Origin of the sequence: Staphylococcus cornubiensis (assembly GCF_900183575.1) — a bacterium.
GTDB lineage: Bacteria > Bacillota > Bacilli > Staphylococcales > Staphylococcaceae > Staphylococcus > Staphylococcus cornubiensis.
Genome location: NZ_FXUZ01000011.1, coordinates 14467 through 33111, shown reverse-complemented (window position 1 = coordinate 33111; position 18645 = coordinate 14467). Strand labels below are relative to the sequence as shown.

The window sequence follows — 18645 nt, the reverse complement described above, 5'->3', positions numbered from 1 at the left end:
TATTGGGAGGAAGTCTTATGACATTACTAGATCACATTTTAGAATACAACGAAGAATTTGTAACAAATAAAGCGTATGAAGCCTATTCAACGAGTAAAACACCTTCAAAAAAGGCTGTATTACTCACTTGTATGGATACCCGCTTACAAGATTTATCGACAAAAGCACTCGGTTTCAATAATGGGGATTTAAAAGTTGTTAAAAATGCAGGGGCAACGATTAGCCATCCATTCGGGTCAACAATGAGAAGTTTACTCGTCGGCATTTATGCATTAGGCGCTGAAGAAATCATTATTATGGGACATAAAGACTGTGGTATGGGGAACATTAATGTCGATGAAGTCATGACTACAATGCAACAACGTGGTGTCGATCAACAAGTCTTTGATATTCTTAATTACTCTGGCATTGACGTCTCAAACTTTTTAAAAGGTTTTGATGATGTGTATGATAACGTTAAGCAAAATATTAAAATGATTTATGAACATCCGCTATTTGATAATAAAGTGCCTGTTCATGGTCTCGTCATTGACCCACATACAGGTGCATTAGACCTTGTGCATAACGGATATGAACGCGCTGAAGCACACCAAAACTAAACAAAAATATGAAGGGGATGGAACATAATCATTTTAGATGCTATGGATGCAGTATTTTGTTTAGCTTGCCCTCCCTATGATTTGTGGTTTCTGATTGCCCTTATGGCTTCGCGTTCCCAGGGGATGCCTCAACTAAATTTGGCTTGATTGAAGTGTACACTGGATGGAAGCCAAATTGGATTTTCGGGAGCAGTACAGAAATCTCATGTGGAACAAAGATTTCGTCGTACTGCCCCCGCAAGGCTGACTAGACTTCTCAAAAGTACAAGCATTGAGAAGTCAGACAGCTACTGCGTTAAACCGTAGCCACTATCAAAGTTAAATGGCAGGATTTTGTTAGTTATATCTTCCCTCGGGAGTCTCAGCCTCTGGGCAATCTTGCATCAAATGCAGTCACCTTGGGATAGGTTATCAAATGGAGACAACCCCATAACATCCAATGATGACGTCCCATTCATCCTCATTTTTGGCTGTTTGATCATCATTAATCGATATATGTCCATAAAAAGTATAGGGACTTGGAAAACTTAATTCCCAGTCCCTTCCCTTTTATATTCAATTCTATCTTAATCCCATTCAACCGATGCATCCGTTAAACAAATAAGGTTGCAGGAGATGATGTAATTCACTTTTTAACAGTTCAAGCTGTGCACTTCAGATTGCAAAAACAATGCCTTGGACAAGACAAAACGGTTCAGCAATCTGAAAAACATCTCAAAAACTTAACTTTAAAATGAAGCGCATCTTTCCAACGTTCTACTCAATCAAGCCATGTTGGAAAGCATAAATCACAGCCTGCGTACGATCTTGCACCTCGAGCTTACTTAAAATGTTACTCACATGCGTCTTCACCGTCTTAATCGTAATGTGTGACGCACTCGCAATTTCTTGGTTCGAATAGCCTTTTGAAATTAACAATAAAATTTCCATCTCACGCTCAGTCAATAATTCATATAACTCTGCACGTTGTTTCATTCGATTACGCATTTTAACGAGCACTTCCGCTTCAAACACGGACTCACCACGACTTGTTTTACGTACTGCTTCAGCAATATCATTGGCACTTGTTGTTTTCAAAATATAGCTATCTACACCGGCGTCTAACGCACGATACACTTCTTTATCTTCAATGTAGCTTGTAAGCATGACGACTTTAATCTGTGGTAAGTCTTTCTTAATTTGCATTGTTGCTTCAACGCCATCCATATCAGTCATCACTAAATCCATTAAAATTAAATCCGGTTTCAGTTCGTGCGCCTTTGCAATGGCTTCTTTACCCGACGCCCCTTCTCCAACAACTTCGATATCCGGTTGCGTTGACAAATAACTCGAGATACCAATACGTACCATTTCATGATCATCAACAAATAATACTTTAATTGTCATGCTGTTCCTCCTTTTCAAGTGGTGCTTTAACTTCTATTCTCGTCCCTGCATCTGGTAATGAGACGATATGGAACGTGGCACCAATCTCTATCGCACGTTCACGCATATTTTTTAATCCATAACTTTGTTCTAATTTATCATCGACATTAAAACCAATGCCATCATCTTGTATACGCAATAACAAATAATCATTACGATTCAGTAATTCTACTGTCACTTGTGTTCCCTCAGCATGTCGTAACGTATTGGAAATCGCTTCTTGTGTAATTCTAAAGAGGTGATCCTCAATTCCTTTAGGCACTTCAAACTCATCAATTTCTTGCACAACTTTAATGGGTACTTTTCGTTGCAAGTCCGTGACAAGCGATTTAATCCCTTCTCCTAACGATTTGTCCTTTAATCCGATAGGTCTTAAGTGGAGTAATAGTGCACGCATTTCCAGTTGTGAATCTTGAACCATTTTTTCAAGCGTTGGAATTTGTTGGTCTAACGGTGGTGTTAAATCTGTTTCCTTAATTGCTGACAACATCATACTCGCCGCAAAAAGTTGTTGCGACACACTATCATGTAATTCACGTGCGAGACGTTGTCGTTCATCTTCAATAATTTTTTTGACTTTCAAATCATTTAAATTATACGTTTCATTCGTCAAATTTTGTGTTTTAATCCGCATCTTATGCAATTCTTGGTTCAGTGGAACGAGCGCTTGATACAATTCAATCGTTTCATTATACAGCTCGAGTTGTTGGTCGTTAATCCCCACCGTTTCACCTTCAAAAGCACGAACAATTTGCTGTTTGAGCCAATCATTTTGCTGGTTGATTTTGTATGCTAACACACTACCTACAATAATACATAAAAAAATGACGACTAAATTTAAAAAGATAAACACTGGAATTCCTAAAATTTGTGTATAAAACATACCTTGAAAGAAAATAATATTCGTAAATACTTTATCAATAAAGAAAAACGCGGTGAGCATACTATAAACAAGTATTAACATAGAACCTATCGCTCGGACATAGTGATTCATCGATAAACCACCTCAACATCACCAATAAATGTTGAGACGAAGATGTTAACGGTATAATTTTCTGGTTTGTGTTGCGATTGCATGAGAATATTATTATTTTCAACTTTAAAATGCTGTTGATCTAAAGTCACATTACCGTAAAATGCTGCAACATTAAGATTCACATTATAATTGAGCGGTACCACCACCTGCACTTTACCTACAAGGTGACGAATGACGACATGGTTTTGCATTTTTAAATTCGCCGCTTTCGTCATATCTACAACCACATCACCAATACCGTGTTGAATTTGCAAGTCTTCCCATTTATAAACATAAACGGGTGTTTTTTGTTCTCCAAACCATTTTTGCTTAATAAAGGCAGGTGTTTGTGCAGTATCTTCTGTTGATAACACTTGAAGTGGACGTCTTTTGTAAATCAAGTAACGCACGGCAACGATAATCATAAATATAAACAGTATGACTAATGTGTATTTATTTGATAACAACGTAAATAAAATCATTAATGCGCCGATCCAAAAGAATAGCAACCCACGCACTTTATGAAAGTAAATATAACCGACATACATTAAAATACTGCCTAATAATAAAACGAATAGGAAACCAATTTTCTCAAAAAAGATATAGTACAGATTCGCAATAATCATCAGCGCAGTAAAAATAATGAGTAATTCAGTCGAAATATATTTTTGTGTCATATTTCCACCTTTCTAGTATGCATACATTAAGGATTGCACAAAATCGCATTCCTTTTTCATATAGCCCTTGTCTTCTCTCAACTTGAGGAAGTAATTTTCCAATTGCGCATACTCTTTTTCAATTTCATTCAGATCACTTTTAATCGAATTGATGTCGCCACCTTCAATCACTTTAGCACTTGATAGATGGTAATCATTCATTAAGTCGATATATTTATTTTCCAATTCAATCGTTCTTCTGTCAATCATCATCCGTACTTGCAATTTTTTTCGTTCGATATATGCCATTGCACAGTCAATGTTTTGAATTTGAATATCTAATCGATTCAAATATTGATTAAACAGTTGTTGATAAACATCATGAAAGAATTTTTCAAAATAACTTTTTAATAGTTGTAACATTTTGGAATCACCTCTAACGTTACCCCTATTATAAAATGGTTCTATAACCTTGATAATAGGCTACAGAACCATTTCCCATTAAGACTTAAGTCCGAAACTATTCGGCATGGTCGATTTTCGTTGTCAATACAGGACCATCTTTTGTCACAATGACCGTATGTTCAATTTGAGCAACATAACTCTTATCTTTCGTTTCAAAAGCCCACTCATTTTTACCTTCAGTCACATACGTTGCATTTGAAGAAATAAATGGCTCAACCGCTAACACCATGCCTTCTTTTAACAACAATTTTTCATGTGGGTCAAAGTAATTTAAAATATGTGCAGGCGCTTCATGTAATGATTGTCCGACACCATGACCCGTTAAATTTTTAATAACTGTCAAATCGTTTTTACGTGCTACAGCATGCACTGCTTTTCCAATTTGACTGATTTTAGATCCTGGTTTAATTTTTTTCATTGCTGCTTCAAAAGCTTCTTCTGCGACATCACACACTTTTTGCTTCATAGGCTCATCTGTTTCACCTACAACGAATGAGATGCCTGTGTCAGCATAATAGCCATTTTTCAGTGCTGACACATCAATATTAACCAAGTCTCCTTCACGAATCACACGTTTACTTGGAATCCCGTGTGCCACTTCTTCATTGACACTAATACAGGTCTGACCAGGGAAATTTTCATCATGAATCGGTGCTGAAATAGCGCCCGCTTTTTCAAACATATCTTTTGCGATTTCGTCGAGCTCTTTCGTTTTTATACCAGGTTTTGTTGCTTCGCGCATCGTATCACGAATCTCTGCACAAATCGCGCCTATTTCTTTTAATGCCTGTAGTTCTTCATCTGTTTTTACTATCATTATTTATCCCGTTCCTTCTAAAAGTTTATACAGTCCTTATTATAACAAAAAATTTTTGATATACTAATAATGAACTATGGAACAGGAGATACGAATTATGAAGGAGAAATGGTATAAAAATTTGGTCGGTGCACGTACACTGAAAACAGGGTTAGCCGCTTTTCTTACAGCCCTTTTTTGTTTGTCACTTGATCTTAATCCTATTTTTGCAATTTTATCAGCCGTTGTGACGATTGAACCCACTGTTAAAGCTTCCATTCGAAAAGGATATAAACGACTCCCCGCTACAGTCATCGGTGCATTTATCGCTGTCGTCTGTACTTACTTTTTAGGTGATGATTCTGCACTCACGTATGGTTTAACAGCGACCTTAACGATCTTACTTTGTATTCGCTTTAACTTACACGTTGGGATTACAGTTGCGACACTTACCGCTTTAGCAATGATTCCTGATATTCATGAAGACTATTTTTTTAATTTCTTTTCACGCTTATTAACAGCCTTCATAGGTTTAGGAACTGCTGGACTTGTTAACTTCATCATTTTACCACCCAAATATTATGACCAAATTGATGTGCTTATCGCAAATTCAGAAAGAGAGATTTATCATTTATTTGATGCACGAATGAAAGAACTTGTGATTGGTTTATTTCATTCAAAAAAAAGTGATCAAGCCGTTCAAAAATTACACGTGATGAATACGCGTATTGAAGAACTACTGGGGTATCAAAAAGATGAGCTCAATTATCATAAAAGCCGCAGTCAATCCGATGAGTGGTTGCGCTTAAGACGGTTAACGAATCGTGCGCATGAAAACCGCTTGATGATTACACATTTGTCGAATATTATTTATTTGCCAAATGATGCGATGATGATTTTCAATGACGATGAAAAAATTGCGATGATTTCTATTTCACAACGGATGGATCAAATTTTTAATTGCGGGACATTTAAACCTGAGCGTAAAGCAGCATCCACATTGAAGAACTCGGTGAAAGGTTTGAATGAATTTGATGATAACCAAGTTAAAAGTCATACCATTTACGAGATCTTGTTAATTTACCGTATTTTACTGTTACGTTATAAAGTGAAGTAACAACATTGATGTAAAAATTTTGCAATATCTTACAGCTGAATTCAACCACAATGTTTCTCATATCAAATTGGGTTTTCATGATTGCCCTTATGGCTTCGCGTTCCCAGGGGAAGCTTCAACTAAATTTGCCTGAGTTTGATAAATTAATGTGGTAGGCAAATTGGATTTTCAGCTTCAGCTGCTGCCTCAGGAGTCTCAGCCTTCAGGCAATCTCACTCCAAATACAGGAAACAGAGGGCAAGTTTCTGAAATGAGGACAATCTATATCATCATTTTTTTATGTCCAATTCATCATTATTTTTCGACGATACGCTCATCAATAATGGATATAAGTCCGTCAATAGAAAAAGACTGGGAGCTGATCACGCTTTCCCAGTCTTTTGATATCTTGCTAAAAATATACATCCAGTTTTGATTGCTCATAGAAAAAATTTGAAATGCTATATTTGGGAGATTTGCCCACATTGATTACTCACATTAGAAATGAAATTGCTAAAATGGACGAGACTCCTGAGGGATCAGACGCAGCCGAATTGAGTTGAGGAAAGTCCCCTAGTAACGCGAGTCCATGACAGCAATTGTGAAGATTTAACAAGGTTATCAATGAGGACAATCTGATTCATATATCAACTCAGACAATCAAAAATTTTATCTCGTCTTTTTCTTTAACCTTTATTTTTACGTGCGCGGTCTACTAATACTTGTTTCGCTTGTTCTTCTTCTGCATTATCAATATGAAGTGGTTCAAACGGAATACCTTTTCGTTCTGCGGCAGCTTTTAATAAATAGTCCGTCATTTCATGGTTTTTCGGTAAAATTGGACCATGTAAATACGTTCCTAACAAGTTTTTATAATGAATGCCTTCTTTAAAGTCTGTATCATTATTACCATAGCCGTGTGTCACCGTACCTAATGTATCGTAATTATGGTACGTGCGACCCCCGTGATTTTCAAAACCGACAATTGTGCCAAATGTATCACTTTCGATAACGATATCACCTGTTAAACGCTCTTTTTTAGATTCTGTATAAAAGTCTAAAATGTGTAGCCCTTCAAGTTCTTGACCATCTGGCGTAATGTACTTTTCACCTAAAAACTGATAACCACCACACACAGTTAATCCTGGCAAACCATCTTCTATCGCTGCTTTCAGTTCAGTTTTAATCTTGCGTAATGACTCAGTTGCTAAACTTTGTTCACGGTCACTTCCCCCACCAATGAAGAAAATATCCGCTTTAGAAAGGTCGACGTTTTCAGTATCATTCACATCAACCACGTTAAGATGAATGCCACGCTTTTTAGCACGGTACTTCAACGCCATAATGTTACCAATATCACTATATAAATTAAGTTTATCTGGCATAAAATGATAGACAGTCAGTTCGTGCATATTAATCGACCTCCTTAAATGAACGGTTCAGTTGTTCGAGCATTGGCGCTAAAGACGTGTAGTTTGGAATCGCAACAGTAAAACTATTATAGTCCATCGTCAACGCTGTCGCTTTATGAATATCTTTTTCTAGAATAATCGGCGCTGTCACTTCTGCAAGTTTTAATCGCAATTGCAATTCTTCTGCGCGTGAACCTGTGACGATAATCGCCTCTATCGTTTGCTCATTTAACTTTTCAAAGTCAGCATCATAAATCCATGATGTATCTCTACCATCAGCTGCAAAGTCGTTCAGGCTCAGTACATACACTTTTGACTCATCTAACTTTTCACCCATGGCAATCGATGCATTCATACCGGCAGGATTTTTCGCTAAGTTGATGAGCGCTTTTTTCTGCCCTTTTTCGAAATACTGCATACGACCGTTATCAGATGTGTAGGTTTCAAAGCCTTTACGAATCGATTCATCGTTGAGACCTAACTCTCGTAATACTGTATACGCTGCAAGTGCGTTGTAGGCATTAAAGTCTCCTGCAATTTTCATATTAAATTTTGTATCATTTACAGTCATTTCAATAAATGGATCGACTGTAAAGGAAGAAATTTCATATTGTGGTGTTTCACGTTTAAAGCCACAATGACAAGTATAATGACCGAGCTGATTGTAATGAATGTGAGAATAGTTCAGTAATGACCCACAATTCGGACAATAACGACTTTCATTCATCGTTGACTGTTCAAATTCATATGCATGAGCTTTCATGCCATAATATGTGACATGATCACTTGCGATTTTTAAGCGTGTCACAAATGGATCATCTGCATTCAATAACAACTGAATACCTTTATTTTGAATCGCTGAAATAATCCCATTCACCATAATATCAATTTCACCAAAACGGTCCATTTGGTCTCTAAAAAAGTTTGTAAATACCATTTTTGTTGGTGTCATTTCATTTAATACACGCGGAATAGAGCCTTCATCAATTTCAATGATGGCAATTTTAGTTTGAGGTGTCGACTGGACGATGAAAGCTGAAGTAATCCCAGCAGCCATGTTCGCACCTTCATTGTTGTGAATAATTTCGATATGATTTGCCTTTAAAGTATGACCGATTAAGTTTGATGTCGTTGTTTTACCATTCGTACCGCTGACAAACACGACTTCATCTACTCGGCCAGCCAATTTACGTAAAATATTTTGATCAATTTTGCGCGCAACTTGACCTGGTAAATCTGTCCCTTTACGCCCTGTTGCACGACTCGCTTTTCTTGCGAGCTTTGCCATATTAATTGCTGTCCATTGTCTCATATTCAACATTCTCCTCCGATTTCCTACAATATTATAACATGGCAACCGAAATTACCAAATGAAAAGATAACCACTCAACACTGATATGCTGACTGTTAACTTAATGAAATTCAAACTTTTATAATTATTCTTTTTGAATATTGCCCACAATATAGGGTACACTATATAGATACCAAAGATTTTAGGGGTGATTGATATGTTAAATGAAAAATTATTAAATGCATTAAATCGTCAAATGAACCACGAATTTTTTGCAGCACACGCTTATATGGCGATGGCTTCTTACTGTGATTATCATTCGTACGAGGGCTTTGCGAATTTTTACATCCAACAGGCAAAAGAGGAACGTTTTCATGGTCAAAAAATTTATGATTACATTAATGACCGTGGTGAACAAGCTGTATTCAGTCAAGTTGATGCACCAAAAGTCGAGTTCAATAGTATTCTTGAAACATTTGAAGATGGTTTAAAACAAGAACAAGACGTGACACATCGCTTTTATGACTTATCCGAAATTGCACATGAACATAAAGATTATGCGACAATTTCATTTTTAAATTGGTTTTTAGATGAGCAAGTAGAAGAAGAATCTATGTTTGAAACACACATCGATTATTTAAAACGTATTGGTGATGATTCAAATGCGCTTTACCTTTATGAAAAAGAGTTAGCAGCACGTAAATTCGAAGTTGAAGCATAAATCAATGAATGGATTGAGGCTAAAAATTTGTCTCAATCCTTTTCTTGCTACAGATATTAAGCAAGGCTTTCTGACAAAAATATCCCCCGATCACATTCATATTTAGACACGATTTTGCTTAACATGTCCTCATTTCTCGATAGTTATCAAATGTAATGATTGAGATCCAGTTCACCTTTCCATAAAACACCTCAACATCAACTTATTTTCAACTCACTTCCAAATGTGCTAATATTTATCTATCATTTTGAAAGGATGTAAGGCTATGACGAAAAATAGTTTTGTCGCGCTCGATTTTGAAACAGCCAACCATAAGCGTACGAGCATTTGTTCAGTAGGCATGGTCAAAGTCGTTGCCAATGAGATTGTAGAAACATTTTATACGTTAGTGAATCCGAACGACTTTTTTGCGTCACGAAACATCGAAGTTCATGGTATACATGCACATGATGTAAAGCAATCACCGGACTTTGCATATGTTTACCCTTATATGCTGCAATTTATCGGTGACCTTCCAGTTGTTGCACATAACGCCGCTTTTGATATGTCCGTGCTTCATGCAAGCATCCAAGCCGAAAAACTCAACACACCACCGATGACTTATTTTTGTTCATACCAACTCGCAAAACGTACAGTATCTGCGCATCGTCACGGTTTAAAACATATGATGTCCCATTTCAAACTTGATTTTCATGGCCATCACGATGCTTTAAATGACGCAAAAGCATGCGCAATGATTACGTATCGTTTACTCAAACATTATCCTAGTCTTGACAATGTCATTCAGATTTACGGCAAACAACTGACAGATAAAGATATGTTATAAAAAGTCATATATCGTCATGTTTCTAAAAAAGGCATCTTGCAAACCACCCACCGTTACACCGACTAAACGTATCGGGACTTCTGCTTCTTTCAATTCATAATACAATTCATACGCGATTTGGTAAATTTCATCTGCATCTCTCACCGGTGTCATCAAACTTTGTTGCTTAGAAAAGTTTTCAAAACGATGGGTTTTAATTTTAACGGTGACCGTATGTCCCGCTTGATTCAGTTGTTCAAGTCGTTGTGCAATTTTCTCACTAAGCATTTCAATTTTTTGTAATATCTCTTCATCATCATTCGTATCGAGTGAAAATGTCCGTTCAGCACCCACACTTTTACGAATGCGTTCTGCTTTCACTTCTCTTTCATCATATCCGCGTACACGTTGATATAAATGATGTCCTCTTTTGCCGAACAAATACACAAGTTCTCGTTCAGATTTTTCGTATAAGTCTCTCCCGTTAAAAATACCATGAGCATGCATTTTTTCTTTAGACGCTTTACCGACGCCTGGAAAATCACCAATGTCTAACTGCATCAATATGTCATGCACATTTTGGTAATCAATCACCGTTAAACCATTCGGCTTATTCATCCCGCTTGCTAACTTTGCTAAAAATTTATTGTAGGACACTCCGGCACTAGCGGTCAGCTGCGTTTTATCATATATATCACGACGAATATATTGCGCAATTTTTGAAGCAGGGAGATCCGGACGCACGAGTTCAGTTATGTCCAGATAGGCTTCATCAAGTGAAAGCGGCTCGACCAGTTCCGTATAGCTTTTAAAGATTTCCATAATTTGTTGTGACGCTGCTTTATAGGCTTCAAAACGTGGTGTCACATAATAACCATTCGGACACAATTGGTAGGCACGCGCCATGGGCATTGCGGAATGGACTCCAAAAGCACGCGCTTCATAGGATGCTGTTGATACGACACCACGTCCACTTGCCTTACCTCCTACGATGACAGGCTTGCCTCGTAAACTCGGATTGTCTCTCACTTCAACTTGCGCAAAGAAAAAATCCATATCAATATGAATAATACGCCGTTCTTTCACTTTAAAACCTCCCTTCTAGATAAACTGCTCATACATATTTGATTTACCCTTTCAAAAACAAAGAACCTTCACACGTGAGTAAAAACGTGGAAGATCCATCCTATCAATGCGCAGTTCGTTCAGCTGGTTTTTTGCGATAAACCACTAAACCTGCTTCAGTCATTTCAAAATATTGTGCTTTTTTATCTCTTAACGCGATAAAGACTAAGTATAACGACAATAGGCTATATCCCATATATATCGCAAACGTAAAAATAATCGACGTATATGGCATATTAATAAAAACAATAAATAACAACATTCCTACTAACGCAATGGGCATTAACATCATTGTCGAAAATGTCATACGGTTGAAGTAATAATGTGGTAGAAACGTTAATAAGACGCCATTTTTCACCTGATAAGTACGTGAATGAGCTGACATCATTTTCAGTAACATCGTCTTTATCCCTTCATGACATAACACCACCACCAAAAATCCTAATACCCCTATCAAGATATTCGTAAAAAAGTGTTGTTCTTGTAATGAAATTGCCGCCATTGACCATTTATAACTTAATACAATGAACGCAAGAATGACAATAAATTGAAGTAATAAAAAACGTTTCATGATCTGTTGATTTTGAAATAGATCAATTTTATACATGCATTCACCCTCTTATGATGTATCGTTTGGCTTCATGGTCACTCTTATTATACCCTAGCTATGCAAACAAATTGTGCGACTTGAGCCCTAAATTTGTCCAAGTTCATACCTTTTACGTCACACAGTTTACTGACATATTCATGAGGCTTTGAAGACACATTTCAGCTTATAGTTTAGCACTTTTCCTCGCATTTTGAAACGTTTCAATCTTAGTCTACATATAAGAGATGTACACATTTTTTGTTGTTTCAAATATCCACATTTTTCTTGTATATCAATCAGCATCTTTATTGGGATACACTTATAGCTGTTTATTGGAATAAGTTTGCGATAGTTTTTGCTTTCTTAAAATAAAAAGACACCTATATCTTATAAGTGCCTCATCATATGATTGTATGGTCTGTAGAAATATCACATATCGCTATAACAGTTTATATTTTCTTCAATGTATCCATATCTAGAATAGTAGTGGCTAAATGTTCCACAAAATACTGATCATGACTCACAAATATCAGTATGCCTGAATATGAAGCAAGCACCTTCTCCACTGCTTCGATAGCCTTTATATCTAAAAAGTTGGTCATTTCATCTAAAATCAAAATATCGGACTCAGAAACTAAGAGCGACAATAATGAAACTTTCACGCGCTCTCCTTGGCTTAAATCTCCTACTAATCGAAATGCCTTGTCTCTTTTAAAATCTAACAACGCCAACAAAGTTCTAATGTGATGTTCGCTTAAATTCCCATTCGTCGCTTCGACAATCGTTTCATATACTGTCATCTTTGGGTCTGAGTACTGAAAATGATTTTGTCGAAAATAACAAATTTTATAGGTAGAGGGTAAAACTGAAACGATGTAATTCAAATAAGTTGTTTTACCTACACCATTTCTTCCGATAATTCCTAATTTATCACCACTATTTAAATAGATAGTTGGGGTATGCCATAAGTTTTTTTGACCCATTTTTGCTTCGTGACTAGGAATGATGATTTTCCTTTTGGGCAAACGATGAAGTTGTGATAAAAATGAAATATCATATTTATCTTCGACGCGATCAGGTTGTTTTAACTGTTCTAACCTATTTTGTTGTTGCGTAATCCCCTTCTGGAGTTTCTTTTGTTTCACACCGATCTTCGTTTTAACACCAGCAATACGATATTCTGAGCCACTCATCTTCTTAGGTTTTCCCTTTTTCTGATTTTGCTTTTCTTTCATCATTTGAAGTGATTGTTTTATTTTCTTCTTTTCCTTCTGATATTGTTTCAAGTCATGTTCATATTGAGATAATTGAATCATACGTTCTCGCATATAATCTGAAAAAGAACCATGATATTCTGTTATTTTTCCTTGCTCTATCAACCAAATTTTAGTCGCAACTGCATCTAAAAAAGCCCGATCATGGCTCGCTATACAAAAAGAAGATGGGGAGCGCTTAATCGTTCTCACTACTTTTTTAAAATGATGTTGATCTAAATACGTTGTAGGTTCATCCAACAAATAGAGGGGCACCGACTGTCTTAATGCGTTGAGAAAATTTGATATACTTCGTTCTCCACCACTTTGTATCATATCCTCCGTTATGCAGGGTTCACTAAAATAAGTCAGAAGATTACGCGAAATATGTCCGGCATAATCGCTTAACTGTCCTGATAATATTTTTAACAAACTCGTCTTTCCGGCCCCGTTCTTTCCGATGAGGCCAATGACATCGCCCTCCTCAATCGTTAAATCATCCGCTTCAAATAATATTTTTCCACCTATCTCATATCTGATGTCTTTAAGTGTTAATACAGACATATCACTCCCCCCTTTAATCAAATACCGTTTCAACATCTGCTAGGAAGCGAATACTCCAGGCAGCTAACAACATGACTGAAGACAACAATACAATTAACAGAGGTATTTTAAAAAGCGAAACGAGAAAGCCCGACATGATAGCTGCCAGAGGATTGACTAATGAAAAGAGCGTTAAGATTGCTCCAAAAACACTACCCATCTTTTCTCTAGGGACTTTCAATTGAATCTTTCCGAAATAGAGAATAGAAAAAATCGTGTTGATTAAAGCATACAAAAACCAGCATAACATCATCCCTGTATAGGCAAGGGCACTGTTAGGAATAAGTAAAACGAGTCCTAATAACAACAAGACATAGCTCTGTGTAAACAAACTCCGCTTAAATAAACGATACTTATCTTTAACATCATAGAAGCATTTCGCAAATAGGATGCCGCCTAAGACCCCTCCTAAGGCAAAGGAGAGCTCCATGCCACTATATGAGGTTTTTAAAAATGAAAAACTGTCATTAGCGATTTTAGGTAAGAGCAAGAAGATACTCCAAAACGAGAAATTCATGACCAATGCGACTGGAATAAGGTTACGAATATAAGGCGTTTTAAAGATATAACGCGCCCCCTGCTTCATATTATTAAGGACTGAAGTAGACTGCAATGGCGTTTTCACCGTCAGTCCTACAAGTAAAATTGTTGCGGTGGCAGTGATAAGAAATGTCACAAAAACTATCGTTGTAAATGAAAGAAATGAAATATAAACTGCAGATAAAACAATCGCCATAATAGATGCAACCTGTGTTAAACTCGAAACCACAGAGTTAATACGAAAAATCGCCTCATGGCTGCTCGCTAAAAATGGAACCAATGATTCTAATGTTGGTGACTGTAACCCTCCTATAATTGTTGAAGCAAACATAAAAATTGGTAACAAGATTTCCATGTCCACAACCTTCTCTAATACCAACACCATAAAAAGTAATCCGACTTTAAAAAAATTCAGAACTTTGATGAATAACAGCTTGTTCATACTGTCTGAGATACCACCACCAAGACTTGAGAGAAACACACCACTTAATTGTCCAAAACCGATGATGGATATGATAATTTGACTAGAGAAATATTGATAAGCAAACCAGTATATATTTAAATGGTTAAGGCTGAAGACATCATCGTTGTTAAAAAATCTGACGCGATAATTCTTTTAGTTTTCATAAAATCACCCACTATATGAACGGAAAATCTTCTTTAATTCAATGATGCTGTATGATTACTTTGATTACACTTCGTTAAAGGCATCGTTTCATAAAACAAAGTCTCTTCTCATTCATTGGCGTATGCTTTCACAATGAAGATGACTCATCATACAAACGCTTAATCTTATATCTTTAATATAGCGTATGAACACAGAATATGTAAATCTGTATTTTGAATATTCAGAATAATTTGTTTGGTTTATCTTTAGAGTAACTTCAACAGTTCATTACTCACCATTCTCTAGAAATTACCACTGTCAAATCAATTCCAGCGTCTCTCCTAAATAGCACTAAAACAAAAAGAGCACTAGTCACATTGTAAAAATGTCCCTAGAACCCTTTAATACTTAATCTAAACTATTGCTTTCTTTCTAACCATGCCACTGTTTCGACATGTGTCGTATGTGGGAACATATCGACAGGTGTGATTTCTTTTAATTCGTATTGCGCACCCAGCATTTCGATATCGCGTAATTGTGTACTCGGATTACATGACACATAGACGATACGTTTCGGTGCTAAAGCATTCAAAGTTTCAATAAATGTCGCGTCACAGCCTTTACGTGGTGGGTCTACGGTCACAACGTCTGGCTGAATCCCCTCTTGCTGCCATTTTAAAATCACATCTTCAGCAGCACCAGCGACAAATGTTGTATTGTTCAATTGATTGTTGCGGGCATTTCTTTTCGCATCTTCTATTGCTTCTGGCACAACTTCAACACCATAGACATGTTGTGCATGCGGTGCCATAAATAAACTGATTGTCCCAATGCCACAATACGCATCTAACACCACTTCATTGCCCGTTAAATTCGCATACTGTAACGCTTGACGATACAATTTTTGCGTTTGTGTGACATTGATTTGATAAAACGACAAATCACCAATTTCGAAAGTCAAATCATCTAACGTATCCTCAATAATGTCTTTACCGTAAATGGTTTTGGACGTATGCCCCATGATGACATTCGTTTTGTTTGTTTGGAAGTTCAACTTGATACTCACAATTTGTGGAAACTGTGCCGTTAAAGCAGTCACAATGTCGTTATGATGCGGCAACTTTTTACCGTTTAGCACAAAAATAACCATCACTTCATTCGTATAATAGCCTTTACGAATCACGACATGACGCACAAGTCCTTGATGCTTTTGTTCGTTATAAGCTGGAATATGATATTGCTCGAGTAAACTTTTAATCACATTCATCATTTCGTTTTGATCATCATTTTGAATAAGACAATGATCCATATCGATAATGTCGTGGCTACGTTGACGATAAAAGCCCATCTGCAACTGACCATGACGATTCGTCCCAACCGGAATTTGAGACTTGTTGCGATAATGCCATGGTTCGTCCATTCCAATCGTGTCATGTATCGGCACCTCAGTCATTTTCCCTTTATGATGAAAGAGATTAATCACTTGTTTACGCTTCATCTCTAATTGCGCTGAATAGGACAAATGCTGAAGTTGACACCCCCCACATTGTTGATAATAGTCACACGGTGGCGTCACACGTTCAGGGCTCGCCGCTTTCACATTCATCAGCTTACCAATCGCAAAATTCTTTTTGACTTTAATCACTTTATATTGCACTTCTTCATCAATTAACGCATGAGGGATAAAAATCGGATAGCGATCCTGTTTAATCACACCATGACCTTCATGTGTCAAATCTACAACTTTTCCCTCATACACTTCATTTTTCTTTACTAAAACCATCAAATTCATCTCACTTTTTTATAAACAGAATCTATTTCAAAGGGAAAGGAGCAGGACCGAAAGCTTAACAAGTGAGTTAATTTTCATCGTCCCGCTCCCACGAGAGTAACATTATGTTATCATGCGGTTTCGCGTACATTACCTATTTATTTTTAGCACACCTATCCATTCATCGTTACTCAGATTGTGTGGGCTCATCAATTAATAATGCATTGTCTTCTTGTGCTGGAGAAAAAACTTCAATATGACGAACTAAATTTAAAAAGTTCGCCGGTAATTGGCCACCATATTCGCCATCTACATTTAAAGGCATATCACTGAATGATGAAATATTCACCGATTGCGCTTTATGATAATGCACTTTCGGATGCTTAATATGTTCACCACGTGAGGCAAGCGTCATAATGTGCCCCAATTCAGCAATATTCGCCTTTTCAACAATGAGTAGCGTAAACATACCGTCATCAAGTTTCGCGTCAGGGACCAGTTTTTCAAAGCCCGCCATTGAGTTCGTTAAACCAAGTAAGAACAACATGATTTCACCTTCAAAGACTTGCGAATCAAACTCAATACGTACGTCTACTGCATGCATTTGTGGCAACATTTCAAAACCTTTAATGTAATAGGCAAAAGGACCAACAATTGATTTCAATTTGCTCGGTGCCTCGTATGAAACTTCAGTAATCTTACCACCACCAGCTAAATTAATAAAATAACGGCTATTCATTTTGCCAATGTCAACTTGAACCGTTTTACCATCTAAAATGACATCGACAGCTTCAAAAATATCGTTAGGGAGATGAAGCGCTCTACCGAAATCGTTCACGGTCCCCATAGGAATTAAACCTAATTTCGGGCGATTTGGCTTTTCAGCGATACCATTCACGACTTCGTTCAATGTACCGTCCCCACCAGCCACAATTAACAAATCGTATTGGGCCTCAATCGCTCGCGCTGCTTCTTCCGTCGCATCGCCTACTTTTTGGGTCGCATAGGCACTCGTCTCATAACCAGCTTGCTCCATTTTGATTAGTACATCAGGTAATGCACGTTTAAACACTTCTTTACCTGACGTCGGATTGTAGATTATTCTCGCACGTTTTCTCATTTATATCCCTCAATTTTTCAGTACTCACAACCTATATTATAGTAAACAAACTAGTAATGAAAGCTAAAAACAACCAAATTCTTAAAAATGATAAGAAAATAACGTCAACACCATTTTCAAAAGCGTAAATATGATAGTTTCTCACGTTCGTAGTCATAGAAAGCAAGCACAAAAAGACAATTAATAACCACAACAATCAACTTACCATTCCCATATCCCCCCTCTCACCTAAAATCAAGCAATAGACACTTGAATAGTACACGTGCAGAAGATGTACAACTGTATAATTAATTACATGCAGTATCTTTTTTTTACATTTCTAATCACATTCTACAATAAGCGGACAATACCTAAGATTGCTAGAACAAGCTCGCTTTCGTTTCATGGTAAAACAAGCACAAAAAGACAATTAATAATCACAACAATCAACTTACCTCACCATTCCCATCCTCCCTCTCACCTAAGATCAAGCAATAGACACTTGAATAGTACGCGTGCAGAAGATGTACAACTGTATAATTAATTACATGCAGTATCTTTTTTACATTTCTAATCACATTCCTACAATAAGCGGACAATACCTAAGATTGCTAGAACAAGCTCGCTTTCCCCCTATTCACGCATTTGATTGCCAATCTGGGCGCGACTCCTGAGGGAACAGCTGATCCGGAAAATCCACCAACGCTTCATCGACAAATGTAACAGTAAAATCAAAGCGTTGGTTAGTTGTAGGATCAGCCCCTCGGAAAGCAAGCC

General features: G+C 37.0%; 17 protein-coding genes. 4 read left to right on the top strand and 13 right to left on the bottom strand.

What is annotated here, in order from left to right; genetic code table 11:
- The first annotated feature begins 17 nt into the window (after positions 1-17).
- On the top strand, positions 18-599 hold the full coding sequence (locus tag CCE82_RS09790) for a beta-class carbonic anhydrase (RefSeq protein WP_086429213.1): 582 nt from the start codon (positions 18-20) through the stop codon (positions 597-599).
- A gap of 756 nt (positions 600-1355) precedes the next feature.
- Here CCE82_RS09790 and vraR read toward each other — a convergent pair.
- The 5 genes from vraR to map all read right to left on the bottom strand — a co-directional run bounded on the left by vraR (position 1356) and on the right by map (position 4977).
- Entirely contained in the window at positions 1356-1985 is a 630-nt protein-coding gene (gene vraR / locus CCE82_RS09785) for a response regulator transcription factor VraR (RefSeq protein WP_086429212.1), read from the bottom strand.
- Positions 1975-3018, bottom strand: a complete 1044-nt coding sequence (gene vraS, locus CCE82_RS09780) for a sensor histidine kinase VraS (protein ID WP_086429211.1) — start codon at positions 3016-3018, stop codon at positions 1975-1977. The genes vraR and vraS overlap by 11 nt, the downstream gene beginning before the upstream one ends.
- Positions 3015-3716 (bottom strand): cell wall-active antibiotics response protein VraT, encoded by a 702-nt coding sequence (vraT, locus tag CCE82_RS09775; RefSeq protein ID WP_086429210.1) that lies wholly within the window; start codon positions 3714-3716, stop codon positions 3015-3017. The genes vraS and vraT overlap by 4 nt, the downstream gene beginning before the upstream one ends.
- Before the next feature lie 12 nt (positions 3717-3728).
- Positions 3729-4118 (bottom strand): hypothetical protein, encoded by a 390-nt coding sequence (locus CCE82_RS09770; protein ID WP_086429209.1) that lies wholly within the window; start codon positions 4116-4118, stop codon positions 3729-3731.
- A 97-nt stretch (positions 4119-4215) separates the two neighbouring features.
- Complete coding sequence (map, locus tag CCE82_RS09765; protein WP_086429208.1) at positions 4216-4977, bottom strand: type I methionyl aminopeptidase; 762 nt, start codon at positions 4975-4977, stop codon at positions 4216-4218.
- A gap of 97 nt (positions 4978-5074) precedes the next feature.
- On the opposite strand from map, the gene CCE82_RS09760 reads away from it, so the two are divergent.
- Positions 5075-6073, top strand: a complete 999-nt coding sequence (locus CCE82_RS09760) for an FUSC family protein (protein ID WP_086429207.1) — start codon at positions 5075-5077, stop codon at positions 6071-6073.
- A 665-nt stretch (positions 6074-6738) separates the two neighbouring features.
- Here CCE82_RS09760 and gatD read toward each other — a convergent pair.
- Both gatD and murT read right to left on the bottom strand, forming a co-directional pair.
- Entirely contained in the window at positions 6739-7464 is a 726-nt protein-coding gene (gene gatD, locus CCE82_RS09755) for a lipid II isoglutaminyl synthase subunit GatD (RefSeq protein ID WP_086429206.1), read from the bottom strand.
- Between the two features lies 1 nt (position 7465).
- On the bottom strand, positions 7466-8776 hold the full coding sequence (murT, locus tag CCE82_RS09750) for a lipid II isoglutaminyl synthase subunit MurT (protein WP_086429205.1): 1311 nt from the start codon (positions 8774-8776) through the stop codon (positions 7466-7468).
- 196 nt (positions 8777-8972) lie between these two features.
- Here murT and CCE82_RS09745 point away from each other — a divergent pair, with 196 nt between their 5' ends.
- Together CCE82_RS09745 and CCE82_RS09740 are read left to right on the top strand one after the other, a co-directional pair.
- Entirely contained in the window at positions 8973-9476 is a 504-nt protein-coding gene (locus CCE82_RS09745) for a ferritin (RefSeq protein WP_086429204.1), read from the top strand.
- 265 nt (positions 9477-9741) lie between these two features.
- Positions 9742-10302, top strand: coding sequence for a 3'-5' exonuclease (locus tag CCE82_RS09740; RefSeq protein ID WP_086429203.1), 561 nt, complete (start codon positions 9742-9744; stop codon positions 10300-10302).
- Here CCE82_RS09740 and dinB read toward each other — a convergent pair.
- The 6 genes from dinB to CCE82_RS09710 all read right to left on the bottom strand — a co-directional run bounded on the left by dinB (position 10297) and on the right by CCE82_RS09710 (position 17889).
- Positions 10297-11367, bottom strand: coding sequence for a DNA polymerase IV (gene dinB, locus CCE82_RS09735; RefSeq protein WP_086429202.1), 1071 nt, complete (start codon positions 11365-11367; stop codon positions 10297-10299). The two genes, CCE82_RS09740 and dinB, sit on opposite strands and share 6 nt — an antisense overlap.
- Positions 11368-11470: 103 nt before the next feature.
- A complete protein-coding gene (locus CCE82_RS09730; protein ID WP_086429201.1) occupies positions 11471-12013 on the bottom strand; it encodes a metalloprotease family protein in 543 nt (180 codons plus the stop codon).
- A 431-nt stretch (positions 12014-12444) separates the two neighbouring features.
- On the bottom strand, positions 12445-13812 hold the full coding sequence (locus CCE82_RS09725) for an ATP-binding cassette domain-containing protein (protein ID WP_159454533.1): 1368 nt from the start codon (positions 13810-13812) through the stop codon (positions 12445-12447).
- A 13-nt stretch (positions 13813-13825) separates the two neighbouring features.
- Positions 13826-14746, bottom strand: coding sequence for an MFS transporter (locus tag CCE82_RS09720; RefSeq protein ID WP_159454532.1), 921 nt, complete (start codon positions 14744-14746; stop codon positions 13826-13828).
- Positions 14747-15416: 670 nt separating this feature from the next.
- Entirely contained in the window at positions 15417-16781 is a 1365-nt protein-coding gene (gene rlmD / locus CCE82_RS09715) for a 23S rRNA (uracil(1939)-C(5))-methyltransferase RlmD (protein ID WP_086429198.1), read from the bottom strand.
- A gap of 175 nt (positions 16782-16956) precedes the next feature.
- On the bottom strand, positions 16957-17889 hold the full coding sequence (locus CCE82_RS09710) for a diacylglycerol kinase (RefSeq protein WP_086429197.1): 933 nt from the start codon (positions 17887-17889) through the stop codon (positions 16957-16959).
- Positions 17890-18645: the final 756 nt, after the last annotated feature.

What these genes read in the sequence shown, in the direction of transcription:
- CCE82_RS09790 (WP_086429213.1), top strand. Translation starts at nt 18, where the DNA reads ATGACATTACTAGATCACATTTTAGAATACAACGAAGAATTTGTAACA.
- vraR (WP_086429212.1), bottom strand. Translation starts at nt 1,985, where the DNA reads ATGACAATTAAAGTATTATTTGTTGATGATCATGAAATGGTACGTATT.
- vraS (WP_086429211.1), bottom strand. Translation starts at nt 3,018, where the DNA reads ATGAATCACTATGTCCGAGCGATAGGTTCTATGTTAATACTTGTTTAT.
- vraT (WP_086429210.1), bottom strand. Translation starts at nt 3,716, where the DNA reads ATGACACAAAAATATATTTCGACTGAATTACTCATTATTTTTACTGCG.
- CCE82_RS09770 (WP_086429209.1), bottom strand. Translation starts at nt 4,118, where the DNA reads ATGTTACAACTATTAAAAAGTTATTTTGAAAAATTCTTTCATGATGTT.
- map (WP_086429208.1), bottom strand. Translation starts at nt 4,977, where the DNA reads ATGATAGTAAAAACAGATGAAGAACTACAGGCATTAAAAGAAATAGGC.
- CCE82_RS09760 (WP_086429207.1), top strand. Translation starts at nt 5,075, where the DNA reads ATGAAGGAGAAATGGTATAAAAATTTGGTCGGTGCACGTACACTGAAA.
- gatD (WP_086429206.1), bottom strand. Translation starts at nt 7,464, where the DNA reads ATGCACGAACTGACTGTCTATCATTTTATGCCAGATAAACTTAATTTA.
- murT (WP_086429205.1), bottom strand. Translation starts at nt 8,776, where the DNA reads ATGAGACAATGGACAGCAATTAATATGGCAAAGCTCGCAAGAAAAGCG.
- CCE82_RS09745 (WP_086429204.1), top strand. Translation starts at nt 8,973, where the DNA reads ATGTTAAATGAAAAATTATTAAATGCATTAAATCGTCAAATGAACCAC.
- CCE82_RS09740 (WP_086429203.1), top strand. Translation starts at nt 9,742, where the DNA reads ATGACGAAAAATAGTTTTGTCGCGCTCGATTTTGAAACAGCCAACCAT.
- CCE82_RS09730 (WP_086429201.1), bottom strand. Translation starts at nt 12,013, where the DNA reads ATGTATAAAATTGATCTATTTCAAAATCAACAGATCATGAAACGTTTT.
- CCE82_RS09725 (WP_159454533.1), bottom strand. Translation starts at nt 13,812, where the DNA reads ATGTCTGTATTAACACTTAAAGACATCAGATATGAGATAGGTGGAAAA.
- CCE82_RS09720 (WP_159454532.1), bottom strand. Translation starts at nt 14,746, where the DNA reads ATGGAAATCTTGTTACCAATTTTTATGTTTGCTTCAACAATTATAGGA.
- rlmD (WP_086429198.1), bottom strand. Translation starts at nt 16,781, where the DNA reads ATGGTTTTAGTAAAGAAAAATGAAGTGTATGAGGGAAAAGTTGTAGAT.
- CCE82_RS09710 (WP_086429197.1), bottom strand. Translation starts at nt 17,889, where the DNA reads ATGAGAAAACGTGCGAGAATAATCTACAATCCGACGTCAGGTAAAGAA.